Source organism: Streptomyces sp. MA5143a, from assembly GCF_900290235.1.
Classification (GTDB): domain Bacteria; phylum Actinomycetota; class Actinomycetes; order Streptomycetales; family Streptomycetaceae; genus Streptomyces.
In genome coordinates this window covers 65,752-84,070 of record NZ_OLMK01000015.1, presented here as the reverse complement: position 1 = coordinate 84,070, position 18,319 = coordinate 65,752, and the positions used below count along the sequence as shown (strand labels likewise).

The window sequence follows — 18,319 nt, the reverse complement described above, 5'->3', positions numbered from 1 at the left end:
TCCGGAGAGCGGTGAATTTCGGTGCATGTCGTCCTCGCCGGTGGCGGAACCGCCGGTCACATCGAGCCCGCGCTCGCCCTCGCGGACGCCCTGCGCAGGCAGGACCCGACCGTGGGCATCACGGCCCTGGGCACGGAGCGCGGCCTCGAGACACGCCTCGTCCCCGAGCGCGGCTACGAACTCGCGCTGATCCCCGCCGTACCCCTGCCACGCAAGCCCACGCCCGAGCTGATCACGGTGCCCGGCCGGCTGCGCGGCACGATCAAGGCGACCGAGCAGATCCTGGAGCGCACCAAGGCGGACTGCGTCGTCGGCTTCGGCGGGTACGTCGCCCTGCCCGGCTACCTCGCCGCCAAGCGCCTCGGGGTGCCGATCGTCGTCCACGAGGCCAACGCCCGCCCCGGCCTCGCCAACAAGATCGGCTCCCGGTACGCGGCCCAGGTCGCCGTCTCCACCCCGGACAGCAAGCTGCGCGACTCCCGCTACATCGGCATCCCGCTGCGCCGCTCCATCGCCACCCTCGACCGCGCCGCGGCGCGCCCCGAGGCCCGCGCCCTGTTCGGCCTCGACCCGAACCTGCCGACGCTGCTGGTCTCCGGCGGCTCGCAGGGCGCCCGCCGCCTCAACGAGGTGGTCCAGCAGGTCGCGCCCTACCTCCAGCAGGCGGGGATCCAGATCCTGCACGCGGTCGGCCCGAAGAACGAACTGCCGCAGGTGCACCAGATGCCGGGGATGCCCCCGTACATCCCGGTACCGTACGTGGACCGGATGGACCTCGCGTACGCCGCGGCCGACATGATGCTCTGCCGCGCGGGCGCGATGACCGTCGCCGAGCTCTCCGCCGTCGGGCTCCCCGCCGCCTACGTCCCGCTGCCCATCGGCAACGGCGAACAGCGGCTGAACGCCCAGCCGGTGGTCAAGGCCGGCGGCGGACTGCTGGTCGACGACGCGGAACTGACCCCCCAGTGGGTCCAGCAGAACGTCCTGCCCGTGCTCGCCGACCCGCACCGGCTGTACGAGATGTCCCGCGCCGCCAGCGAGTTCGGCCGCCGGGACGCCGACGACCTGCTCGTCGGGATGGTGTACGAGGCGATCGCGTCGCGCCGCTAGGGGCGCGGCAGAAGGCAGGGGAGCGTGGCCGGACCGACCACCGCCGAACGCGGCGCGGACGACGATCTGGACTCCGGCCCGCTTCCACGACGCCGCCGGCGGCTGCCCGGCCCGCGGGCCCTGATCGCCGCCGCGGCCGCCCTGGTGCTGCTCGGCGGGATCGCGGGCTGGGCCCTGTACGGCTCGTCGTGGCTGCGGGCCGAGCGGGTCTCCGTGTCGGGCACCCGGGTGCTCACCGAGGCCCAGGTGCGCGAGGCGGCCCAGGTGCCCCTCGGGGAGCCGCTGATTTCCGTGGACACCGACGCGATCGAGTCGCGATTGCTGGAGAAATTGCCCCGAATCGACGCGGTTGAGGTCATTCGTTCCTGGCCTCATGGAATCGGGCTGAAAGTCACCGAACGCACTCCGGTCCTGATTGTCGGAGCCGCCGGAAATTCGGGCAAGTACGTCGAAGTCGACGCGAAGGGTGTTCGTTTCGCCACGGTTTCGCGTGCTCCGAAGGGCGTTCCCGTCCTGGAATTGGCGCTGTCCCGTCCGGGATCCTCCGCCGCCAGTCTGCGGCGATTCGGCGAGGACCGGCTCGTGCGGGAGGCGGTACGGGTCGCGGGCGACATTCCGGCCGCGGTCGCGCCGGACACCCTGGTCGTCAAGGTCCGGTCCTACGACTCCATCGCCCTGGAGTTGAGCGGGGACCGCACCGTCGCCTGGGGGAGCGCGGAGAAGGGGCGTGCGAAGGCCCGTGCACTCAGCGCGCTGATGAAAGCCGCCCCCGACGCCGGGCACTTCGACGTGAGTGTCCCCACCGCGCCTGCGTCATCCGGAAGTTGACGCATATCCGTGCAGGCCAGCACCCTGGTTGGGCACCGCTACGGCTGATCACATAGGGTGAAAAGAAAAACGGGAGGTTCGGCGTGTTCGTTGAACGGGCGCCACTTGTCGACTTAGTGTCCTGTTCGGAAGAGTCCAAGGAACAGACACACTGGTAACCCTAAACTTCAGCGTTAGGGTTCGGGTCGGCGTTCGGACCGTCCCACTTCGGCATCAGTCGTCGGATCGCGGGTACCCCGTGAGGCGGCGACACGTAACTCGAGGCGAGAGGCCTTCGACGTGGCAGCACCGCAGAACTACCTCGCAGTCATCAAAGTCATCGGTGTCGGCGGCGGTGGTGTCAATGCCATCAACCGGATGATCGAGGTCGGTCTCAAGGGCGTCGAGTTCATCGCCATCAACACCGACGCGCAAGCTCTGTTGATGAGCGACGCCGACGTCAAGCTCGACGTCGGCCGTGAACTCACCCGCGGACTCGGCGCCGGCGCCAACCCGGCGGTCGGCCGCAAGGCCGCCGAGGACCACCGCGAGGAGATCGAGGAGGTCCTCAAGGGGGCCGACATGGTCTTCGTGACCGCCGGCGAGGGCGGCGGCACCGGCACCGGCGGCGCGCCCGTCGTGGCCAACATCGCCCGCTCGCTGGGTGCCCTCACCATCGGCGTGGTCACCCGCCCCTTCACCTTCGAGGGCCGCCGCCGCGCCAACCAGGCCGAGGACGGCATCGCCGAGCTCCGTGAAGAGGTCGACACCCTCATCGTCATCCCGAACGACCGGCTGCTGTCCATCTCGGACCGCCAGGTCTCGGTGCTCGACGCGTTCAAGTCGGCCGACCAGGTCCTGCTCTCCGGTGTCCAGGGCATCACCGACCTCATCACCACGCCGGGCCTGATCAACCTCGACTTCGCCGACGTCAAGTCCGTCATGTCCGAGGCCGGCTCCGCCCTCATGGGCATCGGCTCGGCCCGCGGCGACGACCGCGCGGTGGCCGCCGCCGAGATGGCGATCTCCTCGCCGCTGCTGGAGGCCTCCATCGACGGCGCCCGCGGGGTGCTGCTCTCCATCTCCGGCGGGTCCGACCTCGGTCTCTTCGAGATCAACGAGGCCGCCCAGCTGGTCAGCGAGGCCGCCCACCCCGAGGCCAACATCATCTTCGGCGCGGTCATCGACGACGCCCTCGGCGACGAGGTCCGGGTCACGGTCATCGCGGCCGGCTTCGACGGCGGGCAGCCCCCGGCCAAGCGGGACAACATCCTCGGCTCGGCCGCGGCCAAGCGTGACGAGCCCGCCCCGGTGCGGGCCGCCGAGGCCCGGCCGTCCTTCGGCTCGCTCGGCAGCGTCAAGCCGAAGGAGGAGCCGGCGCCCGCACCGGAGCCGGTGAGCGAGGTGCCCGTCGCCCCGCCGGTCCCGCCGTCCCGCTCCTACACGGACAGCGCGGCGGAGGAGCTGGACGTACCGGACTTCCTCAAGTGATAGGACAGCGCGAGAACGCGAGCGGCGCGCACTTCGCCTTCACCGACAGGTGGGGCGGGGTGAGCGCCGCTCCGTATGAGGAGCTCAATCTCGGCGGGGCGGTCGGGGACGACGCCGCCGCCGTGACGGCCAACCGGGAGCTGGCCGCGAAGTCGCTGGGCCTCGACCCCGGCCGGGTCGTCTGGATGAACCAGGTGCACGGCGCGGACGTGTCGGTGGTCGACGGGCCGTGGGGATCCGCCGCCGACATCCCTTCCGTCGACGCGATCGTCACCACCGGGCGCGGTCTCGCGCTCGCGGTGCTCACCGCCGACTGTGTGCCCGTACTGCTGGCCGACCCCGTCGCCGGGGTCGCGGCCGCCGCCCACGCGGGTCGGCCCGGAATGGTCGCCGGGGTCGTCCCCGCCGCCGTCAAGGCCATGATCGAACTCGGCGCCGACCCCGCGCGGATCGTCGCCCGCACCGGCCCCACCGTCTGCGGCCGCTGCTACGAAGTGCCCGAAGCGATGCGCGCCGACGTGGCCGCCGTGGAGCCGACGGCGTACGCCGAGACCAGTTGGGGCACGCCCTCCGTGGATGTGAGCGCCGGAGTGCACTCCCAGCTGGAGCGACTGGGGGTGCACGACCGGGAGCAGTCACCGGTGTGCACGCTGGAGTCGCGCGACCACTTCTCGTACCGCCGCGACCGCACCACGGGGCGACTCGCGGGATATGTCTGGCTGGACTGATGGGCATGACCGACCGTAAGGCACAACTCGCCGCGAATCTGGCGAAGGTGGAGGGTCGCATCGCGGCGGCCTGCGCGGCCGCGGGGCGGGGGCGCGAAGAGGTGACCCTGATCGTGGTCACCAAGACGTACCCCGCGAGCGATGTGCGGATCCTGTCGGAGCTCGGTGTGCGTCATGTCGCCGAGAACAAGGACCAGGACGCGGCCCCCAAGGCGGCGGACTGCTCGGATCTGCCCCTTGTGTGGCACTTCGTGGGTCAATTGCAGACCAACAAGGTCCGTTCTGTGGTGCGTTATGCCGATCTCGTGCAGTCCGTCGACCGTTCCCGGCTCGTCACGGCGCTGTCGAAGGAGGCGGTCCGGGTCGGTCGCGAGGTGGGGTGCCTCATCCAGGTCGCCCTCGACGCGGACGAGAGCGGCCGGGGGGCGCGCGGAGGTGTCGGGCCGGACGGGATCGCGGGGTTGGCCGACCTTGTCGCCGACTCCCCAGGGGTGCGGCTCGATGGTCTGATGACCGTGGCGCCGCTCACCGGCGAGTACGCCGGGCGCCAACGCGAGGCCTTCGGGCGGTTGATGGATTTGTCGACCGACCTGCGCCGCGCCCATCCGGCTGCGAACATGGTCTCCGCGGGGATGAGTGCGGACCTCGAGGAGGCCGTGGCGGCAGGGGCGACACATGTGCGCGTCGGCACTGCGGTACTCGGAGTCCGTCCCAGGCTCGGGTAACGTCGCCAAGAAGTCGGACCACAGCAGAAAATATGGTCATTCCGCCGAAGGGCGGTGCAACGACCTCGTGGATCGCGGGCACTTGGGAAGTCGTCAGTCGATCCACCACAGAGCGGAGGACTCAGAGCATGGCCGGCGCGATGCGCAAGATGGCGGTCTACCTCGGCCTCGTGGAGGACGATGGGTACGACGGCAGGGGATTCGACCCCGATGACGACTTCGAGCCCGAGCTCGACCCCGAGCCCGAGCGGGACCACCGGCGCCACGAGCCGGTGCACCAGTCACACCAGTCACATCAGTCCCAAAGGGATGAATCGGTGCGAGTGGTGCAGCCCCCGGCGCAGCGCGAGCCGGTGGCGCACGCCACTTCGCTCCCCGCGGAATCGGTGCGACCCGCCCGGATCGCACCCGTGGCGTCCATCACACAAGACCGTTCCAGTCTGGAGAAGAACGCACCGGTGATCATGCCCAAGGTCGTGTCCGAACGAGAGCCGTATCGGATCACGACGTTGCACCCGCGGACCTACAACGAGGCCCGTACCATCGGGGAACACTTCCGTGAGGGCACCCCGGTGATCATGAATCTGACTGAGATGGACGACACAGATGCGAAGCGACTTGTCGACTTTGCGGCAGGTTTGGTGTTTGGTCTTCACGGCAGCATCGAGCGGGTGACGCAGAAGGTGTTCCTGTTGTCGCCTGCTAACGTCGATGTCACGGCGGAGGACAAGGCCCGCATCGCAGAGGGCGGGTTCTTCAACCAGAGCTGAGACGCACCACCCGGAAACAGCAGTACAGGCAGCACGGAACGGGGAGAGGGAAACACCGGACATGAGCGTGGTCTTGACGATCCTCTACATCGCGCTGACGGTGTTCTTCATCGTGCTGATCTTCCGGTTGGTCATGGACTACGTCTTCCAGTTCGCCCGCTCATGGCAACCCGGCAAGGCGATGGTGGTCGTTCTGGAGGCCACCTACACTGTCACTGATCCACCGCTCAAGCTTCTGCGGCGGTTCATTCCGCCGCTGCGTCTCGGGGGCGTGGCGCTCGACCTGTCCTTCTTCGTGCTGATGATCATCGTTTTTATCCTGCGCACGGTAGTGGCCAGCGGGATGGGAACGGTGTGAGAGATGCGGTCTTGCCGAATGCCGACGACTACGTTGAGGTGAAGAGATGCCGTTGACCCCCGAGGACGTGCGGAACAAGCAGTTCACGACCGTCCGCCTCCGAGAAGGCTATGACGAGGACGAGGTCGATGCCTTCCTCGATGAGGTCGAAGCCGAACTGACGCGCTTGCTTCGTGAGAACGAGGACCTGCGTGCCAAGCTCGCCGCGGCCACGCGTGCTGCTGCCCAGAATCAGCAGAACATGCGCAAGCCCCCCGAGCCGCAGGACCAGCAGCAGGGTGGCATGCAGCAAGGTGGCATGCAGCAGGGCGGCATGCAGCAAGGTGGCATGCAGCCGGGCGGTATGCAGCAGGGTGGCATGCAGCAGCAGGGCATGCGAGGACCCGGCGCTCCCGTACCCGCTGGGATATCGGGCCCGCCGCAGCAGATGGGGGGCCCCATGGGTGGCCCGCCCCAGCTGCCGAGCGGTGCGCCGCAGCTGCCCGCCGGCCCTGGTGGCCAGGGGCAGCAGGGTCCCGGACCGATGGGTCAGGGGCCGATGGGCCAGGGCCCCATGGGTCAGGGCCAGATGGGTCAGCCCCAGATGGGGCAGGGCCCGATGGGTGGCCAGCCGCCCATGCAGCAGATGGGTGGCCCGATGGGCGGCCCCATGGGCGGTCCGATGGGCGGCCCCGGTCAGGGCCCGGGCGGCGACAGTGCCGCGCGTGTGCTCTCGCTGGCCCAGCAGACCGCCGACCAGGCGATCGCCGAGGCCCGTTCCGAGGCCAACAAGATCGTCGGCGAGGCCCGTAGCCGCGCCGAGGGTCTGGAGCGGGACGCCCGTGCCAAGGCCGACGCCCTGGAGCGGGACGCGCAGGAGAAGCACCGTGTCGCGATGGGCTCCCTGGAGTCCGCCCGCGCCACGCTGGAGCGCAAGGTCGAGGACCTGCGCGGCTTCGAGCGCGAGTACCGCACGCGTCTGAAGTCCTACCTGGAGTCGCAGCTGCGTCAGCTGGAGACCCAGGCGGACGACTCGCTGGCCCCGCCGCGGACCCCGGCGACCGCGTCGCTGCCGCCGTCCCCGTCGCCGTCCATGGCGCCGGCCGGTGCGAGCGCGCCGTCGTACGGTGGCCAGGGCATGGGTGGCGCCCCGGCGCCGGCCGCGCCCTCCTACGGCAGTCAGCAGCAGATGTCCCCGGCCATGACCCAGCCGATGGCTCCGGTCCGGCCGCAGGGTCCGTCGCCGATGGGGCAGGCTCCCTCGCCGATGCGGGGCTTCCTCATCGACGAGGACGACAACTGATCATCACCGGCACGCCATAGGCGTCGGCAGCGTTCAGGGCGGGGCCCCGGATCTCTTCGGTCCGGGGCCCCGCCCTTGTGCTACGCGCGTTCGGGGGTGTTGGGGACGGTTGTTCGCGCGTGGGGCACATGTCCTGCGCACACCACGCCGAAGGCCCGGCGACACCGTCTGTGCGGTGTCGCCGGGCCTTCGGTCCTGTTCGGCGTCGCGGCTCGGAGCGGTCGGCTCCGAGCCGGGCGGTTCAGCGGGGCAGTGTCACGCCTTGCGGAGGCGGAACGTCAGGGTCAGGGCCTCGTCCGTGAACGGGGCGCCGTAGGTGTCGTCGGCCTCCCCGGTGGCGAAGTCCGTCGCGAGGACCTCGTCGGCGATCAGCCCGGCGTGCTCGGTGAGCGCGTCGACCACCGCCTCGTCGGTCGCGGTCCAGCGCAGGGCGATACGGTCGGCCACGTCGAGGCCGCTGTTCTTGCGGGCCTCCTGGATCAGACGGATCGCGTCACGGGCGAGGCCCGCCCGGCGGAGCTCCTCCGTGATCTCCAGGTCCAGGGCCACCGTCGCACCCGAGTCGGAGGCGACCGACCAGCCCTCGCGCGGGGTCTCCGTGATGATCACCTCGTCCGGTGCCAGGGTGATCGTCTCGCCGTCGACCTCGACCGACGCCGTGCCCTCGCGCAGGGCGAGGGAGAGGGCGGCTGCGTCCGCGTTCGCCACGGCCTTGGCCACGTCCTGGACGCGCTTGCCGAAGCGCTTGCCGAGGGCGCGGAAGTTCGCCTTGGCGGTGGTGTCCACCAGACTGCCGCCGACCTCGCTCAGCGAGGCGAGCGAGGTCACGTTCAGCTCTTCCGTGATCTGCGTGTGCAGCTCGGGGTCCAGGGAGTCGAACCCGGTGGCGGCCACCAGGGCGCGGGACAGCGGCTGGCGGGTCTTGACGCCCGACTCCGCGCGCGTGGCCCGGCCCAGCTCCACGAGACGGCGGACGAGCACCATCTGCTTCGACAGCTCCGGGTCGATGGCGGTGAGGTCCGCCTCCGGCCAGGACGCCAGGTGCACGGACTCCGGGGCGCCCGGGGACACCGGCACGATCAGGTCCTGCCAGACCCGCTCGGTGATGAACGGGGTCAGCGGGGCCATCAGCTTGGTGACCGTCTCGACGACCTCGTGCAGGGTGCGCAGCGCGGCCTTGTCGCCCTGCCAGAAGCGGCGGCGCGAGCGGCGGACGTACCAGTTCGACAGGTCGTCCACGAACGCGGAGAGGAGCTTGCCGGCGCGCTGGGTGTCGTACGCCTCCAGCGACTGCGTCACCTGGTCGACGAGGGCGTGCAGCTCGCTCAGCAGCCAGCGGTCCAGGACGGGGCGGTCGGCGGGGGCCGGGTCCGCCTCGGACGGCGCCCAGTTCGACGTACGGGCGTACAGGGCCTGGAAGGCGACCGTGTTCCAGTACGTGAGGAGGGTCTTGCGCACGACCTCCTGGATCGTGCCGTGGCCGACGCGGCGGGCCGCCCAGGGGGAGCCGCCGGCCGCCATGAACCAGCGGACCGCGTCGGCGCCGTGCTGGTCCATGAGCGGGATCGGCTGGAGGATGTTGCCGAGGTGCTTGGACATCTTGCGGCCGTCCTCGGCGAGGATGTGGCCGAGGCACACGACGTTCTCGTAACTGGACTTGTCGAAGACCAGCGTGCCGACCGCCATCAGCGTGTAGAACCAGCCGCGGGTCTGGTCGATGGCCTCACTGATGAACTGGGCCGGGTAGCGGCTCTCGAAGAGCTCCTTGTTCTTGTACGGGTAGCCCCACTGCGCGAACGGCATCGAGCCCGAGTCGTACCAGGCGTCGATGACCTCCGGGACGCGCGTCGCGGTGCTGCCGCAGCCGCCCTCGGGGCACGGGAAGGTGACCGCGTCGATGAACGGGCGGTGCGGGTCCAGCTCCGACTGGTCGGTGCCGGAGAGCCGGCTCAGCTCCTCGCGGGAGCCCACGCAGGTGAGGTGACCCTCCTCGCAGCGCCAGATGGGCAGCGGGGTGCCCCAGTAGCGGTTGCGGGACAGCGCCCAGTCGATGTTGTTGTTCAGCCAGTCGCCGAAGCGGCCGTGCTTGACCGAGTCGGGGAACCAGTTGGTCTTCTCGTTCTCCTGGAGGAGGCGGTCCTTGACGGCGGTGGTGCGGATGTACCAGGACGGCTGCGCGTAGTAGAGGAGCGCGGTGTGGCAGCGCCAGCAGTGGGGGTAGCTGTGCTCGTACGGGATGTGCTTGAACAGCAGGCCCCGGCTCTGGAGGTCCTCGGTGAGCTTCTCGTCCGCCTTCTTGAAGAAGACGCCGCCGACCATCGGGACGTCCTCCTCGAACGTGCCGTCCGGGCGGACCGGGTTGATCACCGGCAGGCCGTACGCGCGGCACACCTTGAGGTCGTCCTCGCCGAAGGCGGGGGACTGGTGGACCAGACCCGTGCCGTCCTCGGTGGTCACGTACTCGGCGTTCACCACGAAGTGGGCGGGCTCGGGGAACTCCACGAGCTCGAACGGACGTTGATAGGTCCAGCGCTCCATCTCGGCGCCGGTGAAGGACTGGCCGGTGGTCTCCCAGCCCTCGCCGAGCGCCTTGGCGACGAGCGGCTCGGCGACGACGAGCTTCTCGGTGCCGTCCGTGGCGACCACGTAGGTGACCTCGGGGTGGGCGGCGACCGCGGTGTTGGACACCAGCGTCCACGGCGTGGTCGTCCACACCAGGAGCGCGGCCTCGCCCGCGAGCGGACCGGAGGTGAGCGGGAAACGGACGTACACCGAGGGGTCGACGACCGTCTCGTAACCCTGCGCCAGCTCGTGGTCCGACAGGCCGGTGCCGCAGCGGGGGCACCAGGGGGCCACGCGGTGGTCCTGGACCAGCAGGCCCTTGTTGAAGATCTCCTTCAGCGACCACCAGACGGACTCGATGTACTCGGGCTCCATGGTCACGTACGCGTCGTCGAGGTCGACCCAGTAGCCCATGCGGGTCGTCAGGTCGGAGAACGCGTCGGTGTGGCGGAGCACGGACTCACGGCACTTGGCGTTGAACTCGGCGATGCCGTACGCCTCGATGTCCTTCTTGCCGTTGAAGCCGAGCTCCTTCTCGACCGCCAGCTCCACCGGCAGGCCGTGGCAGTCCCAGCCGGCCTTGCGGGCCACGTGGTAGCCGCGCATGGTGCGGAAGCGGGGGAAGACGTCCTTGAAGACGCGGGCCTCGATGTGGTGGGCACCCGGCATGCCGTTGGCGGTGGGCGGACCCTCGTAGAACACCCATTCGGGGCGACCCTCGGACTGCTCCAGGCTCTTGGCGAAGATCTTCTGCTCGCGCCAGAAGTCGAGCACCGCGTGCTCGAGCGCGGGCAGGTCGACCTGGGCGGGCACCTGGCGGTACGTCGGCTCTGTCATGAGCGAGCTTCCTCCAACGGACTTGCTGCCTTCCGTCGGAGGGACGAGAGCCTTCATCCTGCGTACGCCGTGTGCGGCGCGCTCCCGCGGTACCACCCTCCTTGGCCCGTCGTCGCGTCGTACGCCGTGACGAGCCCCCTCATTGAGGTCGCGATGCCGGGTCTACTGGCCGTGTCCCGAGGGGCTCGGCGTTCTTCCGGCGGCTCCGGGGTGATCTTCGCGTCGCGCTCGCCCCCGGGCTTCCACCGTCCCCGGGTCGCTCTTGGCTGCGTACGGCGCTACTCGTCCCCATCCGCGCTTTTCGCTGCGCCCAGTGTACGGCGCCGGGCGGACAGCGGCCGACCGGTTTCGCGGCGCCCCTGGTGGGGCCGACGGGGGTCCAGGGCGGGCTCGGCGGCCGGGTGAGGCGGTGACCTGCGGGGTGACCCGAATGGAGCGGCCCGGACGTCCGGATCCCGGGACCCGCGGCGGGGCGGAATACCCGGCGGGGAGCTGGGCACAACGCTTGCAGGCTCGCCGCGTGACGGTCGCGGGGCGACCGGAATGGGTGGTCTGCCCCGTTGCCGCGGGACTCGGGTCGATTTATCGTCCCAGCACGATTCGCGTGCAAGATCACAATATGTGAAGGGGCCGCGGCCATGGTGGCGAAGGACGTGAGCGGCAGGAAGCGGGTCCCCGCGACCCCGGGAACGAAGGCGGCCACCAGCAGGACGAGCGCCCGGAGGACGGACGCCGGGGGAACGACGGCGGAGAAGGGAGCCGCGAGGACCGCCGCGAGCACCGCCGCGAGCACCGCCGCGGTGGGGCCGAGGTCCGGCGCCGAGGAGGAGGCAACGCCGGGTGCCGGGGCCGTGCGGGTGACGAAGAAGAAGGCGGCCGGTACGAGCGCCGCGAAGAGGACCGCGGGGGAGAAGAGCGTGGTGGGGAAGACCGCGGCCAAGAAGACCGCCGCGGGGAAGACCGAAGGGAAGAAGACCGCGGGGAAGAAGACCGCGGGGAAGGAGACCGAGGCGCGGGGGACCACGGCCGAGAGGGCCGCGGGGAAGAAGACGGCGGCCCGGAAGACCGCCGGGAAGGACGGTGCCGCCGCGCGGTCGGCGGCCGGGAAGAGCGCGGCCGCCGAAGCGGTGGCCAAGCAGGGTGCCGCCGAGAAGACGGCGGCCACGAAGAGCAGCACATCCAAGAAGAGCACCGCCCGGAACACCTCCGCGACGAGCGAGGCCGAGAAGGCGGGCGCGGCCGAGGCCGCCGAGACGACGGGAGCCACGACGGTGGTTGCGAAGAACACTCCTGGTACGGCTACGGCGGCGAAGAAGCCCACCGCCGTCCCCAAGGCACGGCCCGCCGCGGCGGACCCCGGCGAGCTGGCGGTACGGCCCGGTGAGGACCCCTGGAGCCCGGAGGAGGTCGCCGAGGCCCGTACGGAGCTGACGTCCGAGGCGATGCGGCTGCGGGCGGAGCTGGACGCCTCCGAGAAGTCGCTCACGGGTCTCATGCGGGACTCCGGCGACGGTGCCGGCGACGACCAGGCCGACACCGGCGCCAAGAACATCACGCGTGAGCACGAGATGGCGCTGGCCCACAACGCGCGCGAGATGCTCGACCAGACCGAGCGCGCCCTGGAGCGGCTCGCCACGGGCACGTACGGCCTCTGCGAGAGCTGCGGCAACCCGATCGGCAAGGCGCGCATGCAGGCCTTCCCCAGGGCCACCCTGTGCGTCGAGTGCAAGCAGAAGCAGGAACGGCGGTAGTGATCCCCGCCTGAGCCCCTGGTCCCCGGAGGTCGTGTCGTACCTTTGTCCTCAGTCAGGAACCTAGGTTGAGGGACTCACGTGGCAGAGGCGGAGCGCATCATCGGTACGCCGGACATCCCAGAGGCGGCGGGCACGGACCCGGAGCAGGCCGACGACGGGAACGGCGCGGACGCCGCGCGGGCCGACGCGTCCGCGCGCCCGCGCGGCAAGCGCCGTATCGCCGTGCTGTTCGGGGTCGCCGCGCTGGCGTACGCGCTCGACCTGGTCAGCAAGATGATCGTGGTCGCCAGGCTGGAGCACCACGAGCCGATCGAGATCATCGGGGACTGGCTGAAGTTCGAGGCGATCCGCAACGCGGGCGCGGCCTTCGGCTTCGGCGAGGCCTTCACGATCATCTTCACGATGATCGCGGCGATCGTGATCGTGGTGATCGCCCGGCTCGCGCGCAAGCTCTACAGCCTGCCCTGGGCGATCGCGCTCGGACTGCTGCTGGGCGGTGCGCTGGGCAACCTCACCGACCGGATCTTCCGCTCGCCGGGCGTCTTCGAGGGCGCGGTCGTCGACTTCATCGCGCCCAAGGGCTTCGCCGTGTTCAACCTGGCGGACTCGGCGATCGTGTGCGGCGGCATCCTGATCGTGCTGCTGTCCTTCCGGGGGCTCGACCCGGACGGCACCGTCCACAAGGACTGAGCCCCCTCCCACGGCCGGGGCCGTGGGAGTTTTCCACAGGCGCGGTCGGGCGTGTCGTGGCGGTCCGGCATACTCGACGGGTGAGCACGCTTCCCGAGATCCGTACCCTGCCCGTGCCCGACGGCCTGGAGGGCGAGCGCGTCGACGCCGCCATCTCCCGCATGTTCGGCTTCTCCCGTACCAAGGCCGCGGAGCTCGCCGCCGCGGGGAAGGTCGCGGTCGACGGGTCGGTGGTCGGCAAATCGGAGCGGGTGCGCGGCGGGGCCTGGCTGGAGGTCGAGATGCCGCAGGCGCCCGCGCCGGTGCAGGTGGTGGCCGAGCCGGTCGAGGGCATGGAGATCGTGCACGACGACGATGACGTGGTCGTGATCGTCAAGCCGGTCGGGGTGGCCGCGCACCCCAGTCCCGGCTGGTCCGGGCCGACCGTGATCGGCGGACTCGCCGCCGCCGGGTACCGGATCTCGACGTCCGGCGCCGCCGAGCGCCAGGGCATCGTCCACCGGCTCGACGTGGGCACGTCGGGCCTGATGGTGGTCGCCAAGTCCGAGTACGCGTACACGTTCCTGAAGCGCCAGTTCAAGGAGCGGACCGTCGACAAGCGGTACCACGCGCTGGTCCAGGGACATCCCGACCCCACCAGCGGCACCATCGACGCGCCCATCGGGCGGCACCCGAACCACGACTACAAGTGGGCGGTCGTCGCCGAGGGCAAGCCGTCCGTCACGCACTACGACCTGGTGGAGGCGTTCCGCGCCGCCTCCCTGCTCGACATCAAGCTGGAGACCGGGCGCACGCACCAGATCCGCGTCCACATGTCCGCCCACCGGCACCCGTGCGTGGGCGACCTGACGTACGGCGCCGACCCGACGCTCGCCAAGCGCCTCGGCATCACCCGCCAGTGGCTGCACGCGGTCCGGCTGGGCTTCGAGCACCCCGGGGACGGCAGCTGGGTCGAGTTCGAGAGCGACTACCCGGCCGATCTGCGGAAGGCCCTCGACACGGTGCGGGAGGAGACGTACGCGTGAGCGACGTGCCCGCGAGCCCGGAGCCGGTGGCGTACGTCGTGCGCGTGGCCGACGACCCCGCCGACCGCGCGATGTGCTTCGCGGTGCGCAAGGAGGTCTTCGTCGTCGAGCAGGGCGTGCCGGAGGACCTCGAGTACGACGCGTACGACGAGGTGGCCGTGCATGTGCTCGCCGTGCGGGACGACGGGGTGCCGCTCGGCGCCGGTCGGCTGCTCCACGGGGCGGCCGCCGCAGGCAAGACGGGTGGGGAGCCGGGCGTCGGCTCCCTGGGGCGGCTGGCGGTCGTGTCGGCGGCCCGCGGGCTGGGTGTGGGCGTCGCGCTCGTGCGGGCCGTCGAGGACGCGGCACGCGCGCGGGGCCTGACCGCGGTGCAGCTGGGCGCGCAGACGCACGCGCTGGGGTTCTACGAGCGGCTGGGGTACGAGGCGTACGGACCGGAGTTCCCGGACGCGGGGATACCGCACCGGGCGATGCGGCGGTCGCTGTAGGGCCGAGGCCCGGCGTGGGGCGGAACGGGTGGGATGTGAGGGGCGTGGCACTCTGGGGGCTGTTGAGGTAATCGTCTAGACCTCGTCGAGGTGCTCAGCGTGGATCAGTTGGCCCTGTTGTTCGTCCTGTTGCTGGGGGCCGTGCTGAGCGTGCCGGTGGGGGAGCGGCTCGGGCTGCCCGCGCCGGTGCTGATGACGCTGCTGGGGATCTCCCTCGCCCTGCCGGGCTTCGTGCCCAACATCGACATCCCGCCGGACTTCATCCTGCCCCTGGTGCTGCCGCCGTTGCTGTACGCGGCGGTGCGGCGGACCTCCTGGCGGCAGTTCGCCGCCAACCGGCGGCCCATCTTCCTGCTGGCCGTGGCGCTGGTGTTCGTGACCACCGCCGCGGTGGCCGCCGTCGCCCAGGCGATCGTCCCCGGCCTGCCCATCGCCGCCGCCGTGGCGCTGGGCGCGCTGGTCGCACCGCCCGACCCGGTGGCGGCGACGGCCGTGGCAGGTCAACTGGGGCTGCCACGCAGGCTGGTGTCGATCCTGGAGGGCGAGGGCCTCTTCAACGACGTGACCGCCATCGTGCTCTACCACGTGGCGATCGCGGCGGCCGTCAGCGGCTCCTTCTCACTGCCCCACGCCGCGCTCCAGCTGGTGCTCTCCGGTGTCGTGGCCGTCGCGGTGGGGCTCGCGCTCGGCTGGGCGACCAACAAGCTGATGGACTTCCTCGACGACGCCACGCTCCAGATCGGGCTGACCCTCCTCGTGCCGTACGCGTCGTACGTGATGGCCGAGGAGCTGCACGGGTCCGGGGTGCTCGCCGTGCTCACCACCGCGCTGTTCCTCGCGGAGTACGCGCTCGGCGCCGACGACGTCATGACGCGGCTCGCCGGGCACACCGTCTGGGACGTCGTGGACACGATGGTCACGGGTGTCGCGTTCGGGCTGATCGGGCTGGAGCTGCACAACGCGGTCAGGACGGCGTCCGGGCGGTGGGCCGACATGCTGGGCTGGGCGGCGGCGGTCGTGGCCGTCGTGGTCCTCGTACGGCTGCTGTGGCTGCTGCCGGCCACCTGGCTCGCGCGGCGACTGCACGCGAAGCGCGACTACGACGAGGAGATCCCGATGTCGTGGCGCGAGACCGTGGTGATGTGGTGGTCGGGGATGCGGGGAGTGGCGTCCGTGGCGCTGGCGTTGGCGATTCCGCTGGAGACGTCCGACGGGGGGCCCTTTCCCGACCGGGACGAGATCGTGTTCATCGCGTTCGGCGTGATCATGGCGACGTTGGTGTTGCAGGGGCTGACGCTGCCGTGGCTCGTACGGCGGTTGGGGGTGCGGGCGGACGAAGGCGCCGAGAAGGAGTTCGAGAAGGCGCTGGCCGTACGGGCCGCGAAGGCGGCGAAGCGGCGGCTGAAGGAGATCGAGGACGAGGAGGACCTCCCGGAGGAGATGGCCGAGCGCTTGCTGCGGCGGGCCTTCGAGATCGGGGTGCGGATCAGTCCCGACGTGGCGGAGGAGGAACGGCGGGCAGGGCACGAGCAGCGGGTGCGGCGGCTGAAGAGGATGCGGCGGATCCAGGGGGAGATGCTGAGCGCGGCCCGGCACGAGGTGCTGGCCGCGCGGAGTGAGCCGGGCGCGGATCCCGAGGTGGTGGACCGCGTGCTGCGGCATCTGGATGTGCGCAGCCTGCGGTGACCGGATGATCCGTTTCGTAAGGTCGAGGCATGGCACGCAATGTGGTGATCAGTGGTGGCGGTACGGGAATCGGGCTCGCGGCGGCGCGGGCGTTCGCCGAGAGCGGGGATCGGGTCCTGCTGCTCGGGCGGCGGGCCGAGGTGTTGGAGAAGGCGGGGGTGGGAGACGTTTGCCTCAGAGTGCGCACGGGGCCGGATTAGCTCGATTGTGTGATCGTCCACTTGTGAGCTTGCGGCGTCCTGGGCTGATCGGGCTAGCGTGGTCGTGCGACCTGGGACACCGGGTACGGCGTCGGCGTGCGGGGCCCCTGCTCCACCAGAGGATGGTTCAGGGCCTCCCCGTCGCCTCTGGCCGTACCTATAGACCGGGTCGCGCAGGGAGCTGGCCTCCCGGGTCCGGACCACGCACAGGATGCGTGTCGCCGCCCCGGGGTCGAGAACGCCGGGGACCAGTACGCCCAAGACCGTTCGGGGCGTGCGGCTGAGCGGGCTCACGCATGCTCAGTCCACAGGAACGGTGGACCGGGCCCTCACGTACGCGGCGGACCTCGCCGACGCGCAGAGTGTGCGGGGAGTCGTCGAGTTCGCGGGGTGTGAGTGCGCGGGTCAACGGGGGGTGCGGAGAGGGGCACTGAGGGCGGCGCATCGCGAACGGCGCACGGCGGGTGCCCGCGCTCTGCGCGCTGGCACCCGCCGTGCGTTCCGTTCCGGTCCGGTTCGCCGGCTCCCGGCGAACGCCGCCACGCGCCGCTCCTCCGGAAGAACCACCGGCTGTCCGTACGGCTGTCCGTCGTGGCCCCCGGCTCTGCCGTGACCGCGCGGCGTCACCTTCCCGCCGACCTCGGTGGTTCGTGGACCCGGGACCGGGTGGGTCGGGGGAGGTGGGCGTCGGGACGCGGGTGGGTCGGCGGCAGGACCGCGTCGGCCGTGTTGACCCTCGGGAGGGCGTACGGATGGGTTTCCGTCAGCCAGCGGACCAGCTGTTCGCGGACCGTGACGCGGACCGTCCACAGGTCGTCCGGGTCCTTGGCGGTGACCAGGGCACGGACCTCCATCGTCGACGGCGTCGAGTCGGTGACGGTCAGGTCGTAGTGGCGGCCGTCCCACGCCGGGCACTCCCGCAGGATGTCGCGGAGCTTCTCCCGCATCGCGGGCAGCGGAGCGGCGTGGTCGACGTGCAGGAAGACCGTGCCGGTCATCTGGGCGCCGCCGCGCGACCAGTTCTCGAAGGGCTTCGCGGTGAAGTACGACACGGGCATCGTGATCCGGCGCTCGTCCCAGGTCCGCACGGTCAGGAAGGTGAGGGTGATCTCGTCGACCGTCCCCCACTCGCCCTCCACGACGACCACGTCCCCGAGGCGGACCATGTCGCCGAAGGCGATCTGGAGCCCCGCGAACAGGTTGCTCAGCGTGGACTGCGCGGCGATACCGGCGACGATGCCCAGCAGGCCCGCCGAGGCCAGCAGGGAGGCGCCCGCGGCCCGCATCGCCGGGAAGGTCAGCAGCATGGCCGCCGCGGCGACCACACCGACGATCGCGGAGACCACCCGCATGATGAGCGTCACCTGGGTCCGCACCCGGCGCACCCGGGCCGGGTCGCGGTGGACGCGGGCGTACCTGCTGTACGAGGTCTCCACCACCGCCGCCGCGATACGGATCACCAGCCAGGCCGTGGCGCCGATCAGCACCAGCGTCAGGGCGCGGCCGATCGTGGTCCGGTACTGCTCCAGCAGTTGCGCCTCGTCGTACGTCGCTCTGAGGAAGGCCGCGCACAGGACCAGCTGATAGGGGATGCGGCCGCGGCGCAGCAGGCCCCACAGAGGTGTCTCGTGGTGCCGCTGGTCCGCCTTGCGCAGCAGGAGGTCGGTGGTCCAGCCGATGACGAGTGTCAGGACGACCGAACCACCGATGACGATCAGTGGGCGGAGTAGGTTCTCCATGCCTTCGAACGTAACCGCCCTCGCGGGGTCATGAACATGTGACTTCGGCCGCGCTCGGGGTACGGGG

Annotated in this window: 15 protein-coding genes and 1 pseudogene; 14 read left to right on the top strand and 2 right to left on the bottom strand. The window is 70.8% G+C overall.

The annotated features are described in order from the left end of the window. Positions 1–21 precede the first annotated feature (21 nt). From murG to SMA5143A_RS08145, 8 genes are all read left to right on the top strand, one after another. Positions 22–1,110 (top strand): undecaprenyldiphospho-muramoylpentapeptide beta-N-acetylglucosaminyltransferase, encoded by a 1,089-nt coding sequence (murG, locus tag SMA5143A_RS08185; RefSeq protein ID WP_055521865.1) that lies wholly within the window; start codon positions 22–24, stop codon positions 1,108–1,110. A gap of 24 nt (positions 1,111–1,134) precedes the next feature. Beyond that, positions 1,135–1,938: a cell division protein FtsQ/DivIB gene (locus SMA5143A_RS08180; RefSeq protein ID WP_107462232.1), complete on the top strand. Its 804-nt coding sequence runs from the start codon at positions 1,135–1,137 to the stop codon at positions 1,936–1,938. A 279-nt stretch (positions 1,939–2,217) separates the two neighbouring features. After that, positions 2,218–3,408 (top strand): cell division protein FtsZ, encoded by a 1,191-nt coding sequence (ftsZ, locus tag SMA5143A_RS08170; protein WP_099968919.1) that lies wholly within the window; start codon positions 2,218–2,220, stop codon positions 3,406–3,408. Continuing rightward, positions 3,405–4,136 (top strand): peptidoglycan editing factor PgeF, encoded by a 732-nt coding sequence (gene pgeF, locus SMA5143A_RS08165; RefSeq protein ID WP_107462230.1) that lies wholly within the window; start codon positions 3,405–3,407, stop codon positions 4,134–4,136. Before ftsZ ends, pgeF begins: the two co-directional genes overlap by 4 nt. 5 nt (positions 4,137–4,141) lie before the next feature. Next, positions 4,142–4,861 carry a YggS family pyridoxal phosphate-dependent enzyme gene (locus tag SMA5143A_RS08160; protein WP_107462285.1) on the top strand — a complete coding sequence of 240 codons (720 nt, stop codon included), beginning with the start codon at positions 4,142–4,144 and terminating at the stop codon, positions 4,859–4,861. Between the two features lie 128 nt (positions 4,862–4,989). Further along, positions 4,990–5,631: a cell division protein SepF gene (locus SMA5143A_RS08155; protein ID WP_055538812.1), complete on the top strand. Its 642-nt coding sequence runs from the start codon at positions 4,990–4,992 to the stop codon at positions 5,629–5,631. A 61-nt stretch (positions 5,632–5,692) separates the two neighbouring features. After that, positions 5,693–5,989, top strand: coding sequence for a YggT family protein (locus SMA5143A_RS08150; protein WP_055538813.1), 297 nt, complete (start codon positions 5,693–5,695; stop codon positions 5,987–5,989). A gap of 46 nt (positions 5,990–6,035) precedes the next feature. Next, a complete protein-coding gene (locus tag SMA5143A_RS08145) occupies positions 6,036–7,271 on the top strand; it encodes a DivIVA domain-containing protein (protein ID WP_107462229.1) in 1,236 nt (411 codons plus the stop codon). 255 nt (positions 7,272–7,526) lie between these two features. Here SMA5143A_RS08145 and ileS read toward each other — a convergent pair whose 3' ends face one another. Continuing rightward, the gene (gene ileS / locus SMA5143A_RS08140; RefSeq protein ID WP_107462228.1) at positions 7,527–10,670 is read right to left on the bottom strand and encodes an isoleucine--tRNA ligase; all 3,144 of its coding nucleotides are present in this window, start codon (positions 10,668–10,670) and stop codon (positions 7,527–7,529) included. A 638-nt stretch (positions 10,671–11,308) separates the two neighbouring features. On the opposite strand from ileS, the gene SMA5143A_RS08130 reads away from it, so the two are divergent. From SMA5143A_RS08130 to SMA5143A_RS08105, 6 genes and pseudogenes are all read left to right on the top strand, one after another. Continuing rightward, positions 11,309–12,421 carry a TraR/DksA family transcriptional regulator gene (locus tag SMA5143A_RS08130; RefSeq protein WP_107462227.1) on the top strand — a complete coding sequence of 371 codons (1,113 nt, stop codon included), beginning with the start codon at positions 11,309–11,311 and terminating at the stop codon, positions 12,419–12,421. Positions 12,422–12,502: 81 nt separating this feature from the next. Then, positions 12,503–13,114 (top strand): signal peptidase II, encoded by a 612-nt coding sequence (gene lspA, locus SMA5143A_RS08125; protein WP_107462226.1) that lies wholly within the window; start codon positions 12,503–12,505, stop codon positions 13,112–13,114. An 80-nt stretch (positions 13,115–13,194) separates the two neighbouring features. Next, positions 13,195–14,139, top strand: a complete 945-nt coding sequence (locus tag SMA5143A_RS08120; protein WP_107462225.1) for an RluA family pseudouridine synthase — start codon at positions 13,195–13,197, stop codon at positions 14,137–14,139. 71 nt (positions 14,140–14,210) lie between these two features. Then, positions 14,211–14,627 (top strand): GNAT family N-acetyltransferase, encoded by a 417-nt coding sequence (locus SMA5143A_RS08115; RefSeq protein WP_107462284.1) that lies wholly within the window; start codon positions 14,211–14,213, stop codon positions 14,625–14,627. 99 nt (positions 14,628–14,726) lie between these two features. Further along, positions 14,727–16,313, top strand: a complete 1,587-nt coding sequence (locus SMA5143A_RS08110) for a Na+/H+ antiporter (protein WP_107462224.1) — start codon at positions 14,727–14,729, stop codon at positions 16,311–16,313. Positions 16,314–16,342: 29 nt separating this feature from the next. Further along, positions 16,343–16,474: pseudogene (locus tag SMA5143A_RS08105) on the top strand (SDR family NAD(P)-dependent oxidoreductase); the annotation flags it as partial. A gap of 662 nt (positions 16,475–17,136) precedes the next feature. Here SMA5143A_RS08105 and SMA5143A_RS08095 read toward each other — a convergent pair. Next, entirely contained in the window at positions 17,137–18,252 is a 1,116-nt protein-coding gene (locus SMA5143A_RS08095; protein ID WP_107462223.1) for a mechanosensitive ion channel family protein, read from the bottom strand. Positions 18,253–18,319 lie beyond the last annotated feature (67 nt).

What these genes read in the sequence shown, in the direction of transcription:
- SMA5143A_RS08160 (WP_107462285.1), top strand. Translation starts at nt 4,142, where the DNA reads ATGACCGACCGTAAGGCACAACTCGCCGCGAATCTGGCGAAGGTGGAG.
- SMA5143A_RS08155 (WP_055538812.1), top strand. Translation starts at nt 4,990, where the DNA reads ATGGCCGGCGCGATGCGCAAGATGGCGGTCTACCTCGGCCTCGTGGAG.
- SMA5143A_RS08150 (WP_055538813.1), top strand. Translation starts at nt 5,693, where the DNA reads ATGAGCGTGGTCTTGACGATCCTCTACATCGCGCTGACGGTGTTCTTC.
- SMA5143A_RS08145 (WP_107462229.1), top strand. Translation starts at nt 6,036, where the DNA reads ATGCCGTTGACCCCCGAGGACGTGCGGAACAAGCAGTTCACGACCGTC.
- ileS (WP_107462228.1), bottom strand. Translation starts at nt 10,670, where the DNA reads ATGACAGAGCCGACGTACCGCCAGGTGCCCGCCCAGGTCGACCTGCCC.
- SMA5143A_RS08130 (WP_107462227.1), top strand. Translation starts at nt 11,309, where the DNA reads ATGGTGGCGAAGGACGTGAGCGGCAGGAAGCGGGTCCCCGCGACCCCG.
- SMA5143A_RS08115 (WP_107462284.1), top strand. Translation starts at nt 14,211, where the DNA reads ATGTGCTTCGCGGTGCGCAAGGAGGTCTTCGTCGTCGAGCAGGGCGTG.
- SMA5143A_RS08095 (WP_107462223.1), bottom strand. Translation starts at nt 18,252, where the DNA reads ATGGAGAACCTACTCCGCCCACTGATCGTCATCGGTGGTTCGGTCGTC.